The sequence below is a fragment of the uncultured Algoriphagus sp. genome, from assembly GCF_963974835.1.
GTDB lineage: Bacteria > Bacteroidota > Bacteroidia > Cytophagales > Cyclobacteriaceae > Algoriphagus.
On the sequence record NZ_CAXBET010000024.1, the window covers coordinates 1 to 20,834 of the forward strand.

At 41.2% G+C, this 20,834-nt stretch carries 26 protein-coding genes and 2 pseudogenes; 23 read left to right on the forward strand and 5 right to left on the reverse strand.

Annotated features, from left to right (window positions below; all coding sequences use genetic code 11):
* The 20 genes and pseudogenes from AACZ73_RS22285 to AACZ73_RS22380 all read left to right on the forward strand — a co-directional run.
* Positions 1–126: pseudogene (locus AACZ73_RS22285) on the forward strand (IS3 family transposase); the annotation flags it as partial.
* Positions 127–738: 612 nt separating this feature from the next.
* Positions 739–1,173: a hypothetical protein gene (locus AACZ73_RS22290; protein ID WP_339881177.1), complete on the forward strand. Its 435-nt coding sequence runs from the start codon at positions 739–741 to the stop codon at positions 1,171–1,173.
* 73 nt (positions 1,174–1,246) lie between these two features.
* Positions 1,247–1,576 carry a DUF4134 domain-containing protein gene (locus AACZ73_RS22295; protein WP_339881236.1) on the forward strand — a complete coding sequence of 110 codons (330 nt, stop codon included), beginning with the start codon at positions 1,247–1,249 and terminating at the stop codon, positions 1,574–1,576.
* A 27-nt stretch (positions 1,577–1,603) separates the two neighbouring features.
* A complete protein-coding gene (locus tag AACZ73_RS22300) occupies positions 1,604–1,933 on the forward strand; it encodes a DUF4133 domain-containing protein (RefSeq protein WP_339881178.1) in 330 nt (109 codons plus the stop codon).
* Positions 1,934–1,985: 52 nt separating this feature from the next.
* Positions 1,986–4,445, forward strand: coding sequence for a TraG family conjugative transposon ATPase (locus tag AACZ73_RS22305; protein ID WP_339881180.1), 2,460 nt, complete (start codon positions 1,986–1,988; stop codon positions 4,443–4,445).
* Positions 4,446–4,469: 24 nt separating this feature from the next.
* Positions 4,470–5,174, forward strand: coding sequence for a conjugal transfer protein TraI (locus tag AACZ73_RS22310; protein WP_339881181.1), 705 nt, complete (start codon positions 4,470–4,472; stop codon positions 5,172–5,174).
* Positions 5,175–5,201: 27 nt separating this feature from the next.
* Positions 5,202–5,849 carry a hypothetical protein gene (locus AACZ73_RS22315; RefSeq protein WP_339881182.1) on the forward strand — a complete coding sequence of 216 codons (648 nt, stop codon included), beginning with the start codon at positions 5,202–5,204 and terminating at the stop codon, positions 5,847–5,849.
* A gap of 7 nt (positions 5,850–5,856) precedes the next feature.
* On the forward strand, positions 5,857–6,495 hold the full coding sequence (locus tag AACZ73_RS22320; RefSeq protein ID WP_339881184.1) for a TerB family tellurite resistance protein: 639 nt from the start codon (positions 5,857–5,859) through the stop codon (positions 6,493–6,495).
* Positions 6,496–6,509: 14 nt separating this feature from the next.
* Positions 6,510–7,721: a conjugative transposon protein TraJ gene (traJ, locus tag AACZ73_RS22325; RefSeq protein WP_339881186.1), complete on the forward strand. Its 1,212-nt coding sequence runs from the start codon at positions 6,510–6,512 to the stop codon at positions 7,719–7,721.
* 12 nt (positions 7,722–7,733) lie between these two features.
* The gene (gene traK / locus AACZ73_RS22330; protein WP_339881188.1) at positions 7,734–8,351 is read left to right on the forward strand and encodes a conjugative transposon protein TraK; all 618 of its coding nucleotides are present in this window, start codon (positions 7,734–7,736) and stop codon (positions 8,349–8,351) included.
* 2 nt (positions 8,352–8,353) lie between these two features.
* Positions 8,354–9,640 carry a conjugative transposon protein TraM gene (traM, locus tag AACZ73_RS22335; RefSeq protein WP_339881190.1) on the forward strand — a complete coding sequence of 429 codons (1,287 nt, stop codon included), beginning with the start codon at positions 8,354–8,356 and terminating at the stop codon, positions 9,638–9,640.
* Between the two features lie 146 nt (positions 9,641–9,786).
* On the forward strand, positions 9,787–10,626 hold the full coding sequence (gene traN, locus AACZ73_RS22340; protein ID WP_339881192.1) for a conjugative transposon protein TraN: 840 nt from the start codon (positions 9,787–9,789) through the stop codon (positions 10,624–10,626).
* Positions 10,627–10,686: 60 nt separating this feature from the next.
* A complete protein-coding gene (locus AACZ73_RS22345; RefSeq protein WP_339881194.1) occupies positions 10,687–11,466 on the forward strand; it encodes a hypothetical protein in 780 nt (259 codons plus the stop codon).
* An 18-nt stretch (positions 11,467–11,484) separates the two neighbouring features.
* Positions 11,485–11,793 (forward strand): hypothetical protein, encoded by a 309-nt coding sequence (locus AACZ73_RS22350; protein ID WP_339881196.1) that lies wholly within the window; start codon positions 11,485–11,487, stop codon positions 11,791–11,793.
* A 27-nt stretch (positions 11,794–11,820) separates the two neighbouring features.
* A complete protein-coding gene (locus AACZ73_RS22355; RefSeq protein ID WP_091694980.1) occupies positions 11,821–12,078 on the forward strand; it encodes a DNA-binding protein in 258 nt (85 codons plus the stop codon).
* Between the two features lie 11 nt (positions 12,079–12,089).
* The gene (locus tag AACZ73_RS22360) at positions 12,090–12,389 is read left to right on the forward strand and encodes a hypothetical protein (RefSeq protein WP_339881199.1); all 300 of its coding nucleotides are present in this window, start codon (positions 12,090–12,092) and stop codon (positions 12,387–12,389) included.
* Between the two features lie 200 nt (positions 12,390–12,589).
* Positions 12,590–13,098, forward strand: a pseudogene (locus tag AACZ73_RS22365) (efflux RND transporter permease subunit).
* 292 nt (positions 13,099–13,390) lie between these two features.
* Positions 13,391–13,606, forward strand: a complete 216-nt coding sequence (locus AACZ73_RS22370) for a helix-turn-helix transcriptional regulator (RefSeq protein ID WP_339881200.1) — start codon at positions 13,391–13,393, stop codon at positions 13,604–13,606.
* Between the two features lie 238 nt (positions 13,607–13,844).
* Positions 13,845–14,243 carry a RhuM family protein gene (rhuM, locus tag AACZ73_RS22375; protein ID WP_339881202.1) on the forward strand — a complete coding sequence of 133 codons (399 nt, stop codon included), beginning with the start codon at positions 13,845–13,847 and terminating at the stop codon, positions 14,241–14,243.
* Positions 14,244–14,274: 31 nt separating this feature from the next.
* A complete protein-coding gene (locus tag AACZ73_RS22380; protein ID WP_339881204.1) occupies positions 14,275–14,643 on the forward strand; it encodes a type II toxin-antitoxin system death-on-curing family toxin in 369 nt (122 codons plus the stop codon).
* A gap of 203 nt (positions 14,644–14,846) precedes the next feature.
* Here AACZ73_RS22380 and AACZ73_RS22385 read toward each other — a convergent pair whose 3' ends face one another.
* Together AACZ73_RS22385 and AACZ73_RS22390 are read right to left on the reverse strand one after the other, a co-directional pair.
* A complete protein-coding gene (locus tag AACZ73_RS22385; RefSeq protein ID WP_339881206.1) occupies positions 14,847–15,020 on the reverse strand; it encodes a hypothetical protein in 174 nt (57 codons plus the stop codon).
* 198 nt (positions 15,021–15,218) lie between these two features.
* A complete protein-coding gene (locus AACZ73_RS22390; RefSeq protein ID WP_339881208.1) occupies positions 15,219–15,881 on the reverse strand; it encodes a hypothetical protein in 663 nt (220 codons plus the stop codon).
* A gap of 88 nt (positions 15,882–15,969) precedes the next feature.
* Between AACZ73_RS22390 and AACZ73_RS22395 the strand changes: the two genes are divergently transcribed.
* On the forward strand, positions 15,970–16,152 hold the full coding sequence (locus AACZ73_RS22395; protein WP_339881210.1) for a hypothetical protein: 183 nt from the start codon (positions 15,970–15,972) through the stop codon (positions 16,150–16,152).
* A gap of 663 nt (positions 16,153–16,815) precedes the next feature.
* On the opposite strand, the gene AACZ73_RS22400 is transcribed toward AACZ73_RS22395, so the two are convergent.
* Both AACZ73_RS22400 and AACZ73_RS22405 read right to left on the reverse strand, forming a co-directional pair.
* A complete protein-coding gene (locus AACZ73_RS22400; RefSeq protein ID WP_339881211.1) occupies positions 16,816–17,070 on the reverse strand; it encodes a hypothetical protein in 255 nt (84 codons plus the stop codon).
* Positions 17,067–17,570 carry an Ig-like domain-containing protein gene (locus AACZ73_RS22405; RefSeq protein ID WP_339881238.1) on the reverse strand — a complete coding sequence of 168 codons (504 nt, stop codon included), beginning with the start codon at positions 17,568–17,570 and terminating at the stop codon, positions 17,067–17,069. Before AACZ73_RS22405 ends, AACZ73_RS22400 begins: the two co-directional genes overlap by 4 nt.
* Positions 17,571–17,869: 299 nt before the next feature.
* On the opposite strand from AACZ73_RS22405, the gene AACZ73_RS22410 reads away from it, so the two are divergent.
* Positions 17,870–19,063, forward strand: coding sequence for an MFS transporter (locus tag AACZ73_RS22410; RefSeq protein ID WP_339881213.1), 1,194 nt, complete (start codon positions 17,870–17,872; stop codon positions 19,061–19,063).
* 378 nt (positions 19,064–19,441) lie between these two features.
* Positions 19,442–20,221, forward strand: a complete 780-nt coding sequence (locus AACZ73_RS22415; protein WP_339881214.1) for a phytanoyl-CoA dioxygenase — start codon at positions 19,442–19,444, stop codon at positions 20,219–20,221.
* A 325-nt stretch (positions 20,222–20,546) separates the two neighbouring features.
* Here the strand turns inward: AACZ73_RS22415 and AACZ73_RS22420 are convergent, their stop codons facing one another.
* Positions 20,547–20,828 carry a GNAT family N-acetyltransferase gene (locus tag AACZ73_RS22420; RefSeq protein ID WP_339881216.1) on the reverse strand — a complete coding sequence of 94 codons (282 nt, stop codon included), beginning with the start codon at positions 20,826–20,828 and terminating at the stop codon, positions 20,547–20,549.
* Positions 20,829–20,834 lie beyond the last annotated feature (6 nt).

The window sequence follows — 20,834 nt, forward strand, 5'->3', positions numbered from 1 at the left end:
CACAAGCTTCAGTACGAACAGACTAGAATCGAAATCTTTGAATTCATTGAAATCTAGTACAACAAAAAGAGAAAACACTCCTATTTGAAATACCTTTCACCCGAACAATTCGAAAAATCATATTAATCAAAAGCAGCTTAATCTATTGTCCAGTTTTTTGTTGCAAATCCAAAATTGCCAATTCCGCAGATGGAAGCCAAAAAAACAGACAGGTAGTCTGGTAGTTTAACTTTTTTGCCTTTTCAACAAAGCTTACATAAGTGAGGGTTGAAAGGGTTGTCTCAAATGCAAAGTTCTCTCCAGCTGATAGCAGGGAATCAACCTGCCAGCTTCAATCCCTGCCTTTTCAAGTTGAAAAGGAGAAAGTCCTCTTGCAATTTCATCTGCATTCACAAATTCCCTACAATCAAGAATTTCTGGCAACACGGTTTAAGAAGCAGTTGTTTTTCCAGCCCCCTTACATCCTGCAATTATGTAAAGCTTCTTCATTCTCACATATGTACACTATACTTTGGATGTAGACTTGTGTGTATATTGGATTAGATTCTAATTTGAAAAGTCTGATATCTTCATTACCAATAATCTTTTGAGACCATTTCTTTTTAACGTGGATCCATTCCATCTTTTTCAAAACTTTTTTTGGTAGCTACCACAACGGTGTAAAAAACAGGGATTAACAACACACAAATTTGCTTCTGTCAGCGGGAAACAAACCCGCATCAACAAAACAGAAATCCCATGTTGGAAGCAATTACCTGGAACAACTATTTTATCACTTTGGCAATAGGCATCACAACCTATTACCTAATGATAATAGGACTATACTACCCCAAAGAACTCCGCAGCCTGATTTCCGGAAAATCATTGCAGTTCAATCCAACCGGTCAGCAGGAAAAGGAACGGAAGCCGAGCAGGACTGACTCAACGGAAGCTGATCGCTTTGAAGAACTGGAGCTCACGGTTGCGGAAATCCAAGGCATACTCGGAAGGGCGGAAAACATGACAGACAAGAAACTTCTGCTTAAGCAGCTAAGCGAAGTCTTGTCCAGCCACCCCGGGCTTCGGGATCCCGCCTACCGGGTTGCCATTAGTAATTACCTCTCAGAAAACATCCCCAAACAAACCCGCCACAATATCAGCGAATCTGAACTTGAAACGATCTGGACGGTATAAACCGCCATTCAGATTTCCCTTCCCAATACGCTTTCAAAATATACACATACCAACACTTCTAAATTTCCTTCCAATTAAAAAGCCAACAAACCGCGTCAAAGCAAGCGATCGAAAAGCTTTCTCCTCCGCTTTCCTCCTCTTACTAATTTCTATTTCAGCACAGGCCCAGGACGGCCTGGCAGGGATAGCCGAAGCAGACCGTCAGGTCAGAAGTTACTTCGCCGCAGGTACCAGTCTGATGTATGCCATCGGTGCCATTCTCGGTTTGATCGGGGCAGTGAAAGTCTATCAAAAATGGAATGCGGGTGACCCCGATACCGGAAAAGTCGCTGCTGCCTGGTTCGGCAGCTGTGTGTTTCTGGTGGTAGTAGCCACTGTCATCCAATCCTTCTTCGGGGTCTAATCAACCATCTTTTTAAATCTCCTAACCATGGCCAACAGCGTCTACAAAATCAACAAAGGGATCAACAAACCCATAGAATTTAAAGGATTAAAAGCCCAGTACATCTGGTACCTAGCTGCCGGTGTGCTGGCACTACTTATCCTTTTTGCCATTCTCTATATTCTCGGAATCAATCCGTTTATCTGTCTTGCCATTGTAGGAATTTTAGGAACCCTACTAATCATCCAGATATACCGGCTCAGCAAAACTTATGGGGAACATGGACTGGGCAAAAAACTCGCCTACCGCCAAGTTCCCCACGCGATCCGCCTCAAATCCAGAGGGGTTTTCCGAAAGGTTAAAACCACAAGCAAATAACCATATTATCACAAAGCTAAATCAATCCTTCATCACCTAACCACTGATTCCCATGGAACGATTACTTGAAAAGCATTTCCCGATAATGAGCGTAGAACAGGACTGTATTCTTTCCAAAATGGGAGATATCACGGTAGCCTATCAGGCCATTCTTCCTGAAATCTTTACACTGAGTGACCGGGATTACGAAGCCTTTCATCAGGCCTGGATTAAGGCAATTAAAACCCTGCCCAAAAACAGCATTCTCCACAAGCAGGATTGGTTTACCGAAAGCAGCCATCAGGCAGATTTCAGCAAAAACAACCCCAGTTTCCTGAACCGGAGCAGTGAGCGCTTTTTCCATGAAAGACCTTTTCTCGCTCATACCTGCTACCTGTTTATTACCCTGAAACCCAAAAACAGAAAACCATCCAGTAGTCTGTTCTCCACCCTACTCCGCTCCCATATTATTCCTGAAGAGCTGAATTTACCCCTTGCACTCCCTGATTTTCTGGATGCCTGTGGACAGTTTGAGCGAATCCTAACTGATAGCGCATTTGTTAGCCTGAGCAGACTGAAAGAGGATTGGCTGTATAGCAATCAAACTCAGTTAGGGATTCTGGAAAAATACTGCAATTTGACAGGTGATAAAAAACCGGTCTGGATTTCCGATATCCGTTTTAAACCGAGCCTTCAGGTCGGAAACAAGTCCTGCAGAATTTTCAGTATAAGTGAAACCGATGATCTCCCTTTGCTCTGTGGCTCCCGGATCAACTACGACAAATACAGTACAGACACCACAAAGTTCAGTGTTGGTTTTGCTTCTTCCCTAGGCCAGCTGCTCCCGTGCAACCATATCTACAACCAGTACATATTTATAGGTGACACTCAGCAAACCCTCAAAGAACTGGAGTCCAAACGGCTCCGGCTCCAGTCACTGGCCAATTACAGCAGGGAAAATTCCATTGCAAGGGATGCTACCAACGATTTTCTCAATGAAGCTATCGGCCAACAACGCATTCCGGTCAAGGCACATTTCAATATCCTGGCCTGGACAGAAGATCACGACCAACTTTCAGAGATTAAAAAACAGGTAGGCTCCGCCTTTTCCCAGATGGAAGCTTCGGTCAAAGAAGAAACCGTCGGGGCGCCACAGCTCTTTTGGGCCGGGATACCCGGAAACAGTGCTGACTTCCCGATGAATGATAGCTTCGACACTTTCATTGAACAGGCTAGTTGCTTTCTCAATTTGGAAACTGGCTATCAAAATTCCATCAGTCCCTTTGGGATAAGATTAGGAGATCGACAGACCGGAAGGCCTATCCATGTGGATCTTTCCGACGAACCGGTAAAAAGAGGAATCTGCACCAACCGGAACAAATTTATCCTCGGCCCCAGTGGCTCAGGGAAATCCTTTTTTACCAACCACCTGATCCGAAGCTATTACGAGCAGGGAACCCATGTGGTATTGGTGGATGTGGGCCATTCCTACAAAGGCCTCTGTGATATGGTTAAGGGCTACTATTTCACCTACGATGAACAGAATCCCATCCGCTTTAACCCATTCTTCATTGCCGAAGGAGATCAACTGGACACCGAGAAGAAAGAAAGCATCAAGACGCTTCTGCTTGCCCTCTGGAAAAAGGACAATGAGACCTTTAAGCGAAGTGAATACGTTGCCCTTTCCAATGCCCTAAAAGGCTATTACGAAAAGTTGCATTCAGAAAAATCCCAGTTTCCAAGTTTCAACAGTTTTTATGAATACCTGCAATCAGATTTTCAGGAAGCACTCACATCCGACAAGGTAAAAGAGAAAGACTTTGATATCGGCAATTTCCTTTATGTGCTGCGCCCCTATTACCGTGGTGGGGAATTCGACTACCTGCTTAATGCTTCTGAAAATCTGGACTTACTTCAGGAACGCTTCATCGTCTTTGAGCTGGACAATATCAAAGACCATCCCATCCTCTTCCCTGTGGTGACCATCATTATCATGGAGGTCTTTATCAATAAAATGCGCAAGCTGAAGGGTATCCGCAAACTAATACTGATCGAAGAAGCCTGGAAAGCCATTGCAAAGGAAGGCATGGCTGAATACATCAAATACCTGTTTAAAACTGTACGCAAATTCTATGGGGAAGCCATCGTAGTCACCCAGGAGGTAGAGGACATCATCAGCTCTCCGGTAGTCAAACAGGCAATCATCAACAACAGTGACTGTAAAATTCTGCTCGATCAATCCAAATACCAGAACAAGTTTGATCAGATCCAGCAACTCCTGGGGCTTACCGATAAGGAACGGGCTATGGTGCTATCTGTCAACAAGGCCAATGATCCCAAACGAAAATACAAGGAGGTATTTATCAGCTTGGGAGGAGCGCTTTCCAAGGTTTACCGCACTGAAGTTTCCAAAGAAGAATACCTGGCCTATACCACCGAGGAAACCGAGAAAATCAGGGTCATGGAGTATGCCGAACGCTTTGGCTCCATCCAAAAGGGAATTGCAGCCCTTTGTGCAGAATCAAACTCCTAAAACACACCCCGAACCTATTTATTTATGAAAATCCACAGAAACATACTCCGAAGAAGCCTAATTCTGACCCTGCTGTGCACCTTCCTTACACTATCCCCAAGGCAGAGTGAAGCAGCTGTCCCCTTGGCCATCCTTGAAATCATCAAAGCGGGTGTGAAAAAAGTCATTGTGGCCATGGACCTAAAAATCCAACGCGAGCAAAACAAAGTCCTCTGGATGCAGAATGCCCAGAAGGTATTGGAAAACACCTTATCCAAACTCAAGCTGGAACAAATCGCCGACTGGACAGAAAAACAGCGGGATTTATACCAGAGCTATTTCAACGAATTGCAGACTGTCAAATCAGCGATCTCAGGTTTTCAGCGGGTCAGGGAAATCTCCCAGAAGCAGGCCCAGATCGTGTCAGAATACAAAAAGGTCTGGACAATTATACAACAGGACGGTCATTTCACCACTTCCGAAAAGGAATACATGGCCAGAGTCTATGCAGGTATTTTGGCAACCACAGTGGAAAACCTGGACCAGATGGTCTTGCTTGCCAAATCCTTTACCCTGCAGATGAGCGAGGGGGAAAGATTGGCTCTGATCAATGAAACTGCCAAAAAGGTGGACCAAAACTATCAGGATCTGATCGCTTTCAATCTCAGCAACGGGCAGCTCAGTCTTCAACGGGCTGCAAATACCAAGGAGATCAACCAGATCCAACTTCTCTACGGAATCACCCGCTAAAGCAGCACTCAATTAAATTTCAAAAACATGAAACGACTGATTCTTATTTTCTATCTAGCCAGTATTTCACTGACAACCAATGCCCAAACTTGGAATGAATGGTGGAAGCAGAAAGACACCCAAAAGAAGTATCTGGCAGAGCAGATCGTTGCCTTGAAAGCCTACGGAGCGGTACTCAAAGAAGGCTATGAAGTAGCATCCAAAGGATTGGGTTTGTTGCATACCATTAAGAACGGTGATTACGCGCAGCATGAAACTTATTTCAGCTCATTTTCTACAGTCAATCCCCTGCTCAAAAAGCATCCACAAGCAGAACGTACTGTTACCCTTTATTCCAAAACTAGGCAACTGACTTTAGAGATTCCCAATAGACTCTTTGCTGAAAACAGCTTCACTGCTTCAGAAGAAAAAACCATCCGTCATGTGCTTCATTCCATTTCTAAAGCCTGCGATAATATCCTGACTGAGCTCCAAACCCTTCTGGATAAGAATCAATTGAATCTCAGTGATTCTGAACGGATTTCTCAACTCAGCCAAATCCATGAAAAGATACAGGAAGTTTATGGCTACACCATGCGGTTCTACCAAAGCTGCCAAAACCTAAGCCTTTACCGGCAGCATGAATCCCAAGCAATCGAACATCAGAAAAGTCTATTTCTTCCATCCCAAGACTAAACCAGCTATGAAACCATTCCTTATTTTCTTACTTCCGCTATACATTTCGCTTGGACTTCAAAACTCCAAAGCCCAGGCCGACGAGGCTGCCCAGCTCCTGCTCAACGTCACCAAACTCGAACAGCTCAAGCAGATCCTTTCAGATCTGGAAAAAGGGTACACCACCCTGAGGACAGGCTATTCCCAGATTGAAAACCTGGCATCGGGAAACTTCAACTTGCATGAAACCTTCCTCAATAATCTCCTTCAGGTCAGTCCTGCTGTCAAAAACTACCACAAAACAGCGGAAATCATTGGCTATCAGCTCAAGCTGGTCAGGGATTACAAACAGGCATTTTCCGAATTCAAGGCATCAGGCCAGTTTACAATAAATGAAATCTCCTACCTGTCCCGAGTATATGGTAATCTGTTTAAAAAAAGTCTGCAACAGCTCGATGAACTGACACTGGTATTGACTGCGGGAAAACTGAGAATGTCCGATGAAGAACGCATGGAAGCCATAGATCGCATCCATAGTGATATCCAAGACAAGCTGATCTTCCTGACTGCATTCAACGAGGAAACCAAGGTGCTGGCTATCAGCATATTTAGAGAAACCAAACAATTGGATGGAATCAGAAAGCTTTACCAAAAAAGAGACAACTAATCCCAGCATCCATCATGAAAGCACTTCTTAAATCCATCACAGCACTTTTAATAACCATACTTATCCCGGTGACTTCACATGCCCAGGTGGGCTATGAGAGAGGACTGCATGGCGTATTGGAAGAGCTATATACCGAGATGATTCCTCTGTGCAGCCAGTTGATCAGTGTGGCACAGGGAATAGCTGGTTTTGGAGCCTTATGGTATATCGCCACCAGAGTCTGGCGCTCCATCGCCCAAGCAGAACCCATCGATTTCTATCCGCTGTTCCGTCCCTTTGTCATTGGCTTTTGTATTCTTCTTTTCCCCTCAGTTTTATCACTGATCAACGGGGTAATGAACCCAACCGTTACCGCCACAGCAGCCATGGTGGACAATTCCAATCTGGCAATCGAAAATCTGTTAAAACACAAAGAAGAACTTGTCAAAGGAACCATTCAGGGAATGATGTTCCGCAATAACCACCACGAAGGAGACTATGAAAAATGGCTTAAATATACCGAAGGATTGCCTGAGGGCAGTGATTCAGGCAAATCCTGGTGGGAATCTCTCAGCAGCAAATTAGAATTTGAAGGTGCAAAATGGAGTTTCAATTTTAAGCACTGGATCAAGCAAGCTCTTTCGGAAATTTTACAGTTGCTCTTTGAAGCTGCAGCGCTCTGCATCAATACACTAAGAACCTTCCAGCTGATCGTCCTTTCAATTCTGGGCCCCTTGGTTTTTGGACTCTCCGTCTATGACGGCTTCCATCACACGATGACCGTCTGGCTGGCCCGCTACATCAATATCTACCTCTGGCTTCCCGTGGCCAATATCTTCGGGGCCATCATCAGCACAGTACAGGAAAAAATGCTGGTATTGGATATCGGACAAATCGAAAGCACAGGGGACACCTTCTTTTCGGCAAGCGATACAGGGTATCTGATCTTTTTAATCATTGGGATCATAGGCTATTTCTCAGTGCCTTCAGTGGCAAACTACATCGTCCACGCTGCTTCGGGAGGAACGTTGCCACATAAAGTTTCCAGCTTTTTTACTAGAGGAACGACCACAACGGTAGCGGCAGCACGAACAGGAGCTTGGAAAGGTGCAGGCATGGCAGCAGACTACTTAGGAGATCAGGTTGGTAAACTCCGCCAATCCATGTCCTCTCATAGCACCTCCTCGGGATACTTCAATGAGGGGGACGGGTACCAATCAGACAAACTCAAAGGGAACAACAGCTAAAAAAGACCAACCATGTTTACCAAACCAAAAAATATAGATACTGCCTTTCGTCAAGTCCGCCTTTTCACGCTCGTAATAATTATCGGCTGCCTACTATTTTCAGGGTTTACCCTATACCAAAGCCAGCAATTGACTGCTGCATTGCAGCAAAAGGTATATATCCTGGCCAATGGAAAGGTTTTGGAAGCTTTGTTGACAGACAGAAGAGAAAACCTTTCTGTCGAAGCCAAAGACCACATTTCAACTTTCCACCGGTATTTCTTTACGCTGGACCCCGACGACAAAGTAATCAAAGCCAATACATCTAAAGCCCTTTACTTGGCTGATGCGTCCGCAAAAAGACAGTACGACAACCTGCGGGAAAGCAATTACTACTCCAACATCATTGCAGGAAATATCAGCCAGGAAATCCAGACTGACAGTGTGCAGGTGGACCTAGAGGAAACCCCTTACTATTTCAGGTACTACGGCAAGCAGGTTCTTACCAGAACCGGATCCATTGTCACCAGGCAACTGATCACAGAAGGCTACTTAAGAACTGTCTCCAGAAGCGGGCACAATCCCCATGGATTCCTCATTGAAAACTGGACTACCCTTGAAAATTATGACATCCAAATCCAAACTCGATAGCTATGAATCATTCAAACAACCAAAAGTTCCGGCAAAAGCGACAGCTGTTGCTGATGATCCCTATCCTGACTATACCCTTCCTGACCCTGACCTTTTGGGCATTGGGAGGAGGCAAAAGTCCGGGTCATTTACCTGTTGGCAAAAAGCAGAAAGGTTTCAATCTGGAGCTTCCCGGAATAGGAGAAGCAGGGGAAAAATCCCTGGATAAAATGGGTCATTACCAGCGCTCCGATACCGACTCCTCCCGATACTTTCAGGAAGTCAAAAAAGACCCCTACTACCGGATGGCATTCAATGCCAAAACAGAAAGTAAATCTCATCTATCATTGGAATTACCAGTGAAAGAAAAAACATCAAGTCAACACCTTTCCACCAATTTGTACAGTGATACCCAGGAAGAATTGATTATGGAAAGACTGGAAGCACTCAACAAAACCCTTTCTGAGAGCCCTGAACCTTTGACTGCATCAGCTACCCATCCTAATGAAGTCAGTTCCGCATCAATTCCATCAAACTCAGGATTGGATGGGGATCTGGACCGGCTGGATCAAATGATGCAGCAAATGCAAAATTCCCATGCTGAACCAGATCCCGAATTTCAGCAGATGGCAGAACTGCTGGACAAAATACTCGACATCCAGCATCCAGAGAGGGTGCAGCAACGGGTGGAAGCAGAAAGAAAAGCATTAAACGAGAATTATCATCCAGTCATTTCGACAGTTTCCAATCCACACTCCACTAGTCTGGATAACCCATCACCAGATATTAAGAATGAAAGCCCAGCACAAAACGGCTTCTTTGGATTGGAAACCAATGAAACAGAATTCAAGGTTTCCCAATCGATCAAGGCAGTAATCGATGAAGAGCAGACGCTAGTTTCAGGAGAAACGGTCAGGTTGCGCTTAATCCAAGAAACCAATATTGCAGGAGTAATCATTCCCAAAGACCAGCTGGTGTATGGTGTAGCTTCCTTGAACGGAGACCGGCTGAAGATTTCCATCCGTCATATCCGGGTAGCCGAAGCGATTATTCCAGTGGATCTCCGCATCCATGATGCTGACGGCATGGAAGGAATAAGGATTCCCGGTTCCATTCCGCAGGAAATCAGTACGCAATCAGGAAGTCAGGCCTTACAGGGACTGGGCTTCAGCAGCTTTGACAATTCCCTGGAAGCCCAGGCTACCAGTGCCGGAATAGAAACCGCAAAAAGTTTCCTGGGCAAAAAGATCAGGCAGGTCAAAGTCAATCTCAAAGCAGGCTATCAGGTCTGGATTATTGAGAACAAGTGATTATTTCCCGACTACTTAAATCTAATCACATGAAATCGAGCATGCCCCAGAGCGCCACACAGAGGTATGATTATCTGAAATGCAAGATTCTGCCGAATCAAATTCGGGACAGGCAATTTGTTCATTAAAAATCAAATTATAAACACATGAAAATTACTCATATCATTCTATTTGCTGCCTTTGGCCTGCTTACCACCGTTGATTTAACCGCACAAGGGATTTACAAAGGTGCTTCTCTGTCCATCCCTGCCTCACATCTCCAGATCAGCGATCAGATGACCACCAACCTGATATTTCCCTTTGCGATAAAAAGCGTGGATCGGGGAAACCGCAACATTCTCGTTCAGAAAGCCAATGCTGTTGAGAACATCCTGCAGGTCAAAGCTGAAAACAGTGAATTGCAGAACAGCAATTTGACCGTAATAACCGAGGACGGTAGCTTCTATTCCTTTGCGGTTCAGTATAAAGAAGTCCCCCAAAAGCTCAATCTGAAAATCCAGCAAGCGGGCATTTCAGACTTGGCAGATTTTGGGAAACGGATTCAGGCAGAATCTGAACTGGAAGAGACAGCAAGAAAAGTTGCCACAAAAAACAGGTCCATGCCGGCCCTCCGCCAGCGAAGGTTTTTGACGGGGATTGCTCTGACAGGAATTTACATTGAAAAAGACCTGCTTTACTTTCAGCTCAGGCTGGAAAACCAGACCAACATCCCTTACGACATCGAACAGTTTCGACTTTTTATCCTGGACAATAAGGAAAGCAAACGCAGCGCATCCCAGGAGCTGGAACAGTCTCCACTCTTGATTTATGGGAATGCAGAACGCATCTCTGCCCAATCCAACCAAACGCTGGTAGTTGTACTTCCAAAATTCACCATTCCCGATCAAAAGCATTTGAAAATCAAAATGATGGAAGAAAGCGGAGGACGACACCTAAAGATCAAAGTAAAAAACCGACACCTGATGAATGCTATGAAGGTGGATTAGAAATCACGCAAATTCAACACGTTTTACATACCTAAATTTTAACCAAAAAACACAAAAGCCATGAACGAACAAAACTTTGATTACCTCAAAAACCAGGTCAAGTACAGTGGATTCGGAGATTCTTTGGAAGCTCCCCTGAAAGAACAGATTCAAAAAGGTGAAACCGATTTCTCACTCAAACATCAGGCTGATTTCGGGGGCGATACGGTAAATGCCAATCTTCACTTCAGAAAATCAGGCATGACAGACATGTATTTTTTCAACAAGTATGATCTGAGTCTTACCAAATCAGGACAGGATGAACCTGCCATCAACCAGACTTTCTACATCGGAAAGGACAATAACATCACCCTCAAAGAGGGTTATAATTTGTTGGATGGCCGGGCAGTCAACAAAGATCTGGTCAACAAAGAGCAGGAAAAATACAATGCCTGGGTGCAGTTGGACTTTAAGGAAACCGACAATCAGGGAAACTTTAAACTCAAGCAGTTCCATGAGAATTACGGTTTTGACCTGCAAAAGGCTTTGGAAAAACATCCGATCAAGGAGCTCAATAATCCAGAGGATCTATCCAGACTGCAGGATTCACTAAAAAAAGGAAACCGGCAATCGGTCGCATTCCAACTGGAAGGCGGTGAGGAAAAACGCTTTATAGAAGCAAGTCCCCAATTTAAGAACATCAATGTGTATGACTCCAACCAGATGAGGACTTCAGAATCACAGAAAGAAACCGCCTCTGAATTACAATCCAAAACCCAGAAAAAGGATGTAGCTGAGGAGTCGGAAGATTTACCCTCGAAGAAAACTAGAAAAAGGAAAAGTGCAGGAATAGCTGGTTGACTCACCCTTCACCCCAAGATGGAGCAAATAAAAAAAGTACTGGAGAACTTTATGTCCGGGATTGATAAAGATCCTAGGATCAGTCTGTCCCATATTGGGCTGTTCTCCGTGCTGCTCCATGTACGGGAAGAATTTGATGGCGAAGAACCCTTTCCCATCAAGCGTGACGAGCTGATGAAATCAGCCAAGATATCCAGCACTGCCACTTATTTTAAAATCATCCGCCAGCTCCATGAATACGGCTACATCCACTACCTGCCTACTTACAACCGGATGAGTCAAAGCAAAGTCAGCTTATCCTCCAAAGAGGACAAGGACAAAAACTAAATCTAGAGAACCTGAAAACAAAAAACCATGGAAACAATCACCAAAGAAGACCTGGAAACACTACGCTTTCAGCTGTTTGCCGACCTGAAGGAACTGCTGGAAAAGCAGGATGAACCCAAGACGGACAGCAAAGAATGGCTAAGAAGCAGGGATGTCAAAAAAATGCTGAGCATATCCGATGCAGCCTTACAGAACTTACGCATCCGCGGTGTAGTGCATCCTGTCAAAATCTCAGGGCTATACTACTACAAAACTGAAGAGCTAAAATCACTTTTTAAACAATAAAATCGCGGCCTATGATAGCTCTTAAAATGGAATATTTGGTAGAAAGAATCGTAAAAGAACCAGATCTTCAACCAAGCCGTGTTTCAGTTTATTTGGCGATGCTCCAACTCTGGAAAGAACAGAAACACAGTAATCCTTTTCAGATATCCCGAAGTAAAATCATGAAACTCTCAGGGATAAAAAGTATAGTCACCTATCATACCTGCATCAGTGAATTAAAAGACCGTGGAATGGTGGATTACCGGCCATCTTATCATCCGAGGACGGGGAGTAGTTGTAAGCTCTTAATGCACAAAAAAAAACTAACCTAATACAAATGGATTACGTCCGTCAGACATAATGACGAGGATAAGTAGATAATTGAAAATAGTAAACAATTAATTTTTGAAATCCTTAATACTCTCTTTAATTCACAGAACACCTAAAAATAAACCACAACATTCTAATTGATTGCTGGATGTATAGAGTCGTTTATGATGGGCAGTTCGAAAGCGAAGCAAAAGCTTCCCAAATGCTACTTCTTACAGCATTGCTGGCCTTTTTGGTGATTTTCTGGTTGTTGTACCTTGAATTCAAAGACAGCAAGCTCTCCGCCATCGTTTTGATCAACCTGCCTTTGGCCTTGATCGGAGGGATTTTGATCTTGTACTTTACTTCGGGGATTATCAGCATTGCTGCAACCATTGGCTTTATCAGCTTTTTTGGTATCGCTACCCGAAACGGGATCTTGATAGTTTCTAGGTATGAAGACCTGAGAAAAGAAGGACACAAGGGACTGGACCTTCTGAAAACAGGTGCACTGGATAGATTAAACCCTATTCTGATGACAGCCTTTACCACGGACTCGCTTTGATTCCTCTGGTCTTGAAAGGTAGCGAACCAGGAAATGAGATCCAAAGCCCGATGGCGGTGGTGATTTTGGGAGGATTGATTTCAGCAACCTTACTCAACCTGATCGTAATCCCCTGTGTTTATGAACTCTTGGCTTTGTCCAAAGCCAGGAAACCATCAAGTATCTAAAAATGAAATAATGAAGAGGTCGATCGGCCTCTTCTTTATTTATTAGGCTACAATTAGTTTTCTTTTTTTTCTCATACCAATGCATGATTAATTCTGTTAGTTTTTAAAAAAGCCAGTGGTCAATTTTAGGGGAATTTTAGACTTTTAAATTCATTTCTATAGTTCATTAAAGCCAAAAATTTGAGTGATAGAGTGAATTTCTATGGCTCATCTAAACTTGGTCAGGAATATTTATATCCAAAAGCATATAATTTAGGCTTTTTGTCTAAATTTATATGCAAATACATATAGAATGAATCACATAGCCGAATTTGTAAAAACCAGAAGAAAGCAGTTGGGGATGACTCAAGAAGAATTTGCCGATAAAGCTGGAGTTGCACTTACAGTAATCAGGAAAATCGAACAAGGAAAGGAAAATCTAAACCTATCCAAGGTCAATCGTGTCCTTAGTTTGTTTGGTCATATATTGATTCCCATTAGCGAAAAAGATAGTAAGTTGCCTAAATAAAACAGAAGGTGTTAAGTCGGAAATGCCGAAATGCGTGTAGTAGAAAATTTTAGAGTTTAGAATGGAAAACCAAATCGAAATTTATCAGGGGACTGATGGACAGACACAAATTGAAGTTAAGTTTGAGGGAGATACCTTTTGGCTGCCTTAGCAACAAATTTCAGAATTGTTTCAAAGGGACAAGTCGTTTATTTCTAGGCACATAAGAAATATTTATAAAGAAGGAGAATTGGATAGAATGTCAACTGTTGCAAAAAATGCAACAGTTCAAATGGAGGGTCGAAGAAAAGTTGAAAGGGAAGTTGAATTTTACAATCTAGATCTCATTTTGTCTATTGGTTATAGAGTAAATTCCAAACAGGGAACTCAATTTAGAATCTGGGCCACTCAAAGACTCAAAGACTACCTGTTGCAAGGCTATGTAATCAATGAAAATAGACTTGCCCAGAAGCAACAAGAAGTACAAACCCTCAAAGATGGCATTCGCATTTTAAGCAGAGCAATTCAGCAAAAAGAAGAAAACCAAAACTTGGATTTTGAATGGCTGAATCATTTTGCAAAAGGCCTAGAGTTGCTCGATGATTATGATCACGAGAACCTAGATAAAAAAGGATTAAGTAAAAGCAAACTACCCTGAATTATCAGAATATAAAGAGGTAATCAAATCCATGAGATCAGATTTTGAATCTGGTGTATTTGGAAAAGAAAAAGATGGAAGCTTTGAAAGCGCAATTGCACAAATTAGCAAAGGCTTCGAGGAAGAGGACTTCTATTCTACCCTGGAAGAAAAAGCTGCAACCCTACTCTTTCTCATTGTCAAAAATCATGGTTTCGTTGATGGTAACAAACGGATTGCAGCAGCTTGCTTTCTTCTCTTTTTGCAGTCAAACGATCTTTTGAATACCAGTGAAGGAATCTCGATCATCAGCAATGATGCTCTGGCCAGCTTGACTTTATTTATAGCATCCAGCAAGCCCGAAGAAATGGATACAGTAAAGAAGTTGGTGATTAGTGTGTTGAATAGGAACTGTAACTGACAGAATTAGTCATGGAATGAGGCAATTAAACAATACTTCAAACAATTCAATTTAATATTGAAATAAGCCTAAAAAAACCAATGTTAATTAATTCTTGTACCGGATTTGTACCGTTATTATATTATATAATTGTTTTTAAAATAGTGACACATTCTGCATTGGGGGAAGTGGTGAAATAGTAAATACCTGCAGAAAGAGTTATTTTATACGGGCTGGGCGAATCGGGCACGGTTCTTTTTTGCGTACTCATCAACCGTTCCACTTTTAACAGCTTTGCGGAATTCTTCTTTTTGCTTTACCAAATATTTTACGGCCTCAGCAGCTTTAGAATTTTTCTCTATGATGATTTTAATGTTCACGACACAAATATAACTCATGATTTAAAATGTTCTTAATTAAGAACTAACTAATTACGATTTACAAACGATTGTATTTAAATATACTTTAGCCTATAATAGAGGACTCAATGAATAACCAATAGTGGAATGCCAATAAACCTCAATTATCAATCATGTCTAATCCACCTACGGCATGCCTTCAAGCTATGCGAAAGTGCCTCATCCTTTGATTTGGGATCATATTCGGCTAGCCACTCCTTTATCATAATTTCGGATTGTTTTGATGAGCATGAGTAGGCTGTTTTGCTTTGGAGCATCCGAAGTCCAGGTTTCGATCATTTCTAGGTTCAAACCTGCAATTAAGTCTCCGTCAATCCGCATGTCCTCTGTTAAAAATTCCATTACCTGTTTGATACTTCTCAAATTCAGTCTACTCGTCATAACAATTTTGTCACAAATAGCCTTTTCAGGTGAAGCAATCATCACTGCCTGCCTAGAGGAAAGATCAACCGTTCTGATACCAAAAGAATAATACGGCAATGAAGTATGTTTATAGCTAAATCTCCCAAGTTCAGTCTTGAATGTCTTAGTAGGTTTAACTGTCACTGAAGTGATTTCAAAGACCCGTTCAGTTATAAATCCCCAATATGAAAGGGCTGATTCCATAGAAACATAACTTGGCCCACAAAGGTGGTTTGCAATAAGAAGGGATTCAGGCAACAATAGTTTACTTTTTGGTCCTGGAACATACAAGCCATTTTTCAAACCAATCAGCCATCTTGCCTTTATCAATTCAGATATTTTATCATAGGGTCGCTTATAGTTCTTCAATAGCGACAAAATAACCTGCCTCGTTAGTGGTTCTTCTTGGTACTCAGATAAAAGATCTTTAAACTCCATCTTGTCACGATATCGCACAATAATCGGAAAATATCCGATTATACGGCAAAAATTTGACAATATTTGAAAACTTCATTCAAAATCAGACATGCACGTCTACGAAGGAAGCACCCACAAAAGAGCTGAAAAGAACGGAATAAGCAGAAAGACTATTTTTAGCATAGAAAAAGGTTTAAAAATCTTCGGAGAGTGTTTAAATGTCCTTAAAGTCTCTGGACGTGAAAAGAATATCCTGAAATTGGCTAAAGATAGTGAGAGGGAAGAAAGCTAAAAGATGTGGAATTGGTAATAAAAAAAGGCACCTAAAAATTAACAATTAAAGCAACAAGCTCAACATGCCCTACAATGGCCTCATTTTATTTAGTGAACCAACAATCTCATATTTATGCTAAAATTTCGTATTACTTTTTGTAGATTTAAGTTGGAATAAAGTTCATTCAAATAATCATAATTAATACAGGAATCGAAAAACGGGATATCAAAACCGCCTGTAAATCAATCACTTGCGATTTAGCGTCTTTCGTGGCGTTTTTAAAAAAAAATAATTGTAAGATATTGATAATCAGACATTTAAGCACCAGGTTCATTCCCCCCACCCTCTACATTTAAAAACCCTATCTGATATAGTTAGGGTTTTTGTTTTTTATGGGTCTTTTCAGGGTCTTAGAAATAAAATAAGATAATTTTTATTAGATTTTATTCCTCTTCAGATCATTTAATCTGAATTTCACTTGCTCTCATATATAACAGGCTCAAACAACCCGTATTATATGGGATGTACGATTGTTACGAAAGCAATTTCAACTGTGTAACTGTTGGAGACCTAAGACTGGTCAAAATCCGTGTATGATCAACTGATCTTTATCGTATACTTCCGCATACGGAAAACTTTAAATAATATTTGAGCTCAGTCAGGCAATAGTCCCGGGTGAAATTAGAGCTGATTATCCAAATCACTTTTCATTTTAATCTGATCCAATCTATCCTTAAAGTTCATTACCCCTCCCGAATTATTGGAGTCAGTTTTTGGAAAATAAATTATAATAAGGCCTAGTTCTTCATCAGCTGTGATTCCTACTGATAGGTTTCCTCTCTCAAAAAAATAAATATCATCCCCCGTTCCAATAACTTTATATCTTTGATTAAGATGATTAACAGCTTTTTCAGCTATAAAATCATCTGTTTTCAATAGCACTGCAGATCCAAAAAGCATTGCATTTCCAAAAAATACAAAATGCTTCTAACATTCTCGTTTTCCCCCATGTATAATATGGATTCTGGCTCCTCTTCGGCTATCGACCTGCTTTCATTTTCCTTGATAAATGCCTTGCTTTCCCCGAAATTAAGTATTGGATCCTCAAATAAAGTTTCGGTGGGTAAAACAGTAACTTTAAGACTTTCGGAATAGACTCCGTCTGAAGTTTTCACAGTCATATTAGTTTCTCCAATTAATCCTGCAGTAACAAGTCCGGTATTATTGACCTTTGCTACCTGTGTATCTTCAATGGTCCAGACAAGTGAATTTGTATTATACCCCTCTCTATTAAAAGTAGCATCCACTTTAAAATCAGTTCCAAAATTTAATGCAATCTCAGTATCCGATAAGTTTATCCTATCGTCTCCTGGATCTTCATTTTCACTACAAGAAATAAATACAACTGTAAGGCATGCAAAAGCTATAATTCTTATTAAATAATTTTACATAACGAAATTTATTTTAGTTGGAATAAAGCTAGTAATTCCTAAAAATCTAGAAATACTCTATGCAGGGTATTTTATGCATTAAAAGGATTGATTTTAGCGCCGTTTACGCTTTGCTCTTAATCCGTCTACCTTCTTATCTTATAAAGCAATTTCAAAGATGGAATTATCGATCTGGAAAAAGCAAGTAACCTCTAAATCTACCTCACCCTAAAAATTGTCTACTAAGCCGCATTAAAGTTAAGTTTTCATAGCGCAAATTTGCATTGCTCAAATCTTTTTCAAAAATGAAGTCATTTGAATTTATAGCGCTTTCTGCTTCATGTATGATGCTCACGGCAGTAGGTATTGATGTAATGCTTCCTGCATTTTCCGACATTCGTCAGGAATTTGGACTTGACTCCAGTGCTTCCGATACAGCCTATATTGTCACCGTGTTTTTTTGGGGACAACTTTTTCAAATCGTATTCGGACCAATGTCTGACAGGCGCGGCAGGCTGTATGTACTACGTCTGGGTTTCCTGTTTTATATTATTGGAAGTGTAGCAGCGGCATTATCAGGAAACCTTGCTCATATGATCGTGGGTCGTTTCATAGCGGGAACAGGCGCATCGGCAGTTTTTATGACCATCATCGCTGTTGTGAGAGATAAATTTAGTGGAGATAAAATGGCCCGTGTGATGTCATTTATTTTCACTATTTTTTTGTTTACACCGGTGGTTGCTCCATTTATAGGATTAGCGGTTCTAAAAATTTCAGACTGGCGTATGGTTTTTATGATCCCACCGGTTTTTGCCGCAATAGTATTTATTTGGTCATTACGTATGAAGGAAACATTGCCTTCCTACAAACGAAGCAACACTAAAGTTTCTGACATCTTTCCTGTGCTATTGAGTATAATCAAACAGCGATCCTTTTTGCGTTATACTTGCATTACTACGCTATTATTTGGGGGGATTAGTTCCTACGTATCGAATGCTGAATATATAGTAAGTGATATTTACAACAAACCTGAACTTTTCACATGGATCTTCGGCTCTATCGGACTAATTATGGCCATGGGAGCATTACTCAATTCAAAACTAGTTTCAATGTATGGAGCCAAGAAGGCTATTAGTAAACTATTACTTTGCTATTTAATCATCGCATTAATTATGTTAGTTGGCGTTTCTATTGAAATGTTCTTGCCCGATATCTATTTCTTTTTTGGCTGTATTGGCTTGTTGTTAGGAATTAATCTAGCTGCTGAGCCCAATAGCAGTTCTTTAGCGATGGAATATGTTGGTGAACATGCAGGTACAGCATCAGCACTTTATGGAACCTGTTTTTTCTTTGGCGGGGCAACTATAGGAAATTTAATCAGCTACTTTTTATCCTTCGGCCTTATTTCCATGGCTGTTGGTTTCACAATTATCGGCGTCTGTACATTTTATCTTAACTATAAAAACAATAATTCTTACAATTCTCAAACAACATCCTGAGACAGTGAACGCTGAGAAGAGTGATCGCCTGTTTAATCAAGGGTGAGTTGCCGATGATCTTCTCAAAATCGAATGCTGGCTAATGTTGCTTTCCAGCTCTTTGATCCTCAATTATAACCAATCATCCCACATTGGGCTTGTAAATTTTTCTTGAATCACATTTCTGTTTTGTTCATTAATGGTGTTTTTATAATTTTAAAACTATGAGAATGACAGTAATGCTTTAATACCTTTTTCTTGCTTAGTTCCCTAAGCAATGCGCTTTAACAACACAAAGCGCGAATTCTATTATTCCCTCATTTTATTAACAATCAACTAACCTTGGCGATTTCAGACAGCTTTTCTGATTGTCTGTGGATGGTTATTTAATTAAAAATTATGTCAGAAATATTAAGCAATAAAGAAATAGAGCAGTTTATTCTTCAGGGTTTTATACGCATTGATCATGCATTTTCACAGGAAATTGCAGATAAAGCCTTAGATATTCTATGGAATGATTTACTCTGCGACAGGTCAGATCCTTCTACTTGGACGGAACCGGTTATACGTTTGGGGATGTACAGTCAACAAGCCTTTATTGATTCTATAAACACAGATAAGCTGTATTCAGCGTTTAACCAATTTGTCGGTGAAGACAAATGGATTCCCTGCAGAAGTGTAGGAACATTTCCTGTCAGATTCCCCTCTAATCAGCAGCCCAATGACACTGGTAAACACGTGGATGTAAGTTTTCCAGGAAACGACCCTAACAACTATTTGGAATGGCGGGTCAATGTCAAATCAAAAGGAAGAGCCTTATTGATGCTGGTTTTGTATTCGGATGTTAGTGAAATTGATGCCCCTACAGTCATATATGAAGGTTCTCATATTGATGTTGCAAGGCTGTTATCCAAAGAAGGAGATTTAGGACTTTCCTTTATGGAGCTTGCAGGAAAGGTGGATGAGTTGCCAAAAAGAAAAGAAGTATATGCCACAGGTAAAGCTGGTACAGTTTACCTCTGTCATCCTTTTTTGGTTCATTCAGCTCAGGCGCATAAGGGAAGTATTCCTAAGTTTATGGCGCAGCCACCTTTATTGCTAAATGGCGAGTTGTCTATTTCAGATTCTGATGAGGACTATTCTCCTGTTGAAAAGGCAATTCGCTTAGGAATAGGTTAATCCTAAAGAGTTGTATTTTGAAAGAGGTTGTTTTTAACAGCCTCTTTCCTTTTAGAATTATGGCAAATAACTACCTATTGGACATGCTCAATAGTCAGAAATGTTTGGATTTCATTGAACAATTGCCTGTCGTTTTTTCCATTTTTAAGGACGGGCTTGTTTAAATGTAGACATGATTAACAGTTTTATTTTAATTAGTAATAAAGTTGTTCTCGACTCTCCAAATCTTCGAAGACCTATGGCATCAAACCTCGTTGACTTATCAACAAAACTATTAATCGAAGCTTCAGTAAATCTCATTCTATTCAGCAGTATTTAAATTTCTCTAGAATAGTACGTCTTTGTATTCCGAGGTTTTGTCAAAAACCTTTTTTGCAAAGGGGCAAAGGGGTAAGATCTTGATTTGCTTTTCACGTGCAAAATCAACGGCTCTTTTTACCAGCTGGCTTCCAATGCTTTTACCCTTCAGTACAGGTGAAACCTCCGTATGGTCAATGATTATTTTATGGGGCCCCGCCCACACGTAAGTCATTTGGGCGATTTTCTCACCCTGATCCTCAATGTAGAATTCCCCTCTTCTTCCGTCGTCTTTTTGTGCGATTTCCATTTGCGT

Coding starts and splice junctions, on each gene's coding strand:
- AACZ73_RS22290 (WP_339881177.1), top strand. CDS start 739: ATGTTGGAAGCAATTACCTGGAACAACTATTTTATCACTTTGGCAATA.
- AACZ73_RS22300 (WP_339881178.1), top strand. CDS start 1,604: ATGGCCAACAGCGTCTACAAAATCAACAAAGGGATCAACAAACCCATA.
- AACZ73_RS22305 (WP_339881180.1), top strand. CDS start 1,986: ATGGAACGATTACTTGAAAAGCATTTCCCGATAATGAGCGTAGAACAG.
- AACZ73_RS22310 (WP_339881181.1), top strand. CDS start 4,470: ATGAAAATCCACAGAAACATACTCCGAAGAAGCCTAATTCTGACCCTG.
- AACZ73_RS22315 (WP_339881182.1), top strand. CDS start 5,202: ATGAAACGACTGATTCTTATTTTCTATCTAGCCAGTATTTCACTGACA.
- AACZ73_RS22320 (WP_339881184.1), top strand. CDS start 5,857: ATGAAACCATTCCTTATTTTCTTACTTCCGCTATACATTTCGCTTGGA.
- traJ (WP_339881186.1), top strand. CDS start 6,510: ATGAAAGCACTTCTTAAATCCATCACAGCACTTTTAATAACCATACTT.
- traK (WP_339881188.1), top strand. CDS start 7,734: ATGTTTACCAAACCAAAAAATATAGATACTGCCTTTCGTCAAGTCCGC.
- traM (WP_339881190.1), top strand. CDS start 8,354: ATGAATCATTCAAACAACCAAAAGTTCCGGCAAAAGCGACAGCTGTTG.
- traN (WP_339881192.1), top strand. CDS start 9,787: ATGAAAATTACTCATATCATTCTATTTGCTGCCTTTGGCCTGCTTACC.
- AACZ73_RS22345 (WP_339881194.1), top strand. CDS start 10,687: ATGAACGAACAAAACTTTGATTACCTCAAAAACCAGGTCAAGTACAGT.
- AACZ73_RS22350 (WP_339881196.1), top strand. CDS start 11,485: ATGGAGCAAATAAAAAAAGTACTGGAGAACTTTATGTCCGGGATTGAT.
- AACZ73_RS22355 (WP_091694980.1), top strand. CDS start 11,821: ATGGAAACAATCACCAAAGAAGACCTGGAAACACTACGCTTTCAGCTG.
- AACZ73_RS22360 (WP_339881199.1), top strand. CDS start 12,090: ATGATAGCTCTTAAAATGGAATATTTGGTAGAAAGAATCGTAAAAGAA.
- AACZ73_RS22370 (WP_339881200.1), top strand. CDS start 13,391: ATGAATCACATAGCCGAATTTGTAAAAACCAGAAGAAAGCAGTTGGGG.
- rhuM (WP_339881202.1), top strand. CDS start 13,845: ATGTCAACTGTTGCAAAAAATGCAACAGTTCAAATGGAGGGTCGAAGA.
- AACZ73_RS22380 (WP_339881204.1), top strand. CDS start 14,275: ATGAGATCAGATTTTGAATCTGGTGTATTTGGAAAAGAAAAAGATGGA.
- AACZ73_RS22385 (WP_339881206.1), bottom strand. CDS start 15,020: ATGAGTTATATTTGTGTCGTGAACATTAAAATCATCATAGAGAAAAAT.
- AACZ73_RS22390 (WP_339881208.1), bottom strand. CDS start 15,881: ATGGAGTTTAAAGATCTTTTATCTGAGTACCAAGAAGAACCACTAACG.
- AACZ73_RS22395 (WP_339881210.1), top strand. CDS start 15,970: ATGCACGTCTACGAAGGAAGCACCCACAAAAGAGCTGAAAAGAACGGA.
- AACZ73_RS22410 (WP_339881213.1), top strand. CDS start 17,870: ATGAAGTCATTTGAATTTATAGCGCTTTCTGCTTCATGTATGATGCTC.
- AACZ73_RS22415 (WP_339881214.1), top strand. CDS start 19,442: ATGTCAGAAATATTAAGCAATAAAGAAATAGAGCAGTTTATTCTTCAG.
- AACZ73_RS22420 (WP_339881216.1), bottom strand. CDS start 20,828: ATGGAAATCGCACAAAAAGACGACGGAAGAAGAGGGGAATTCTACATT.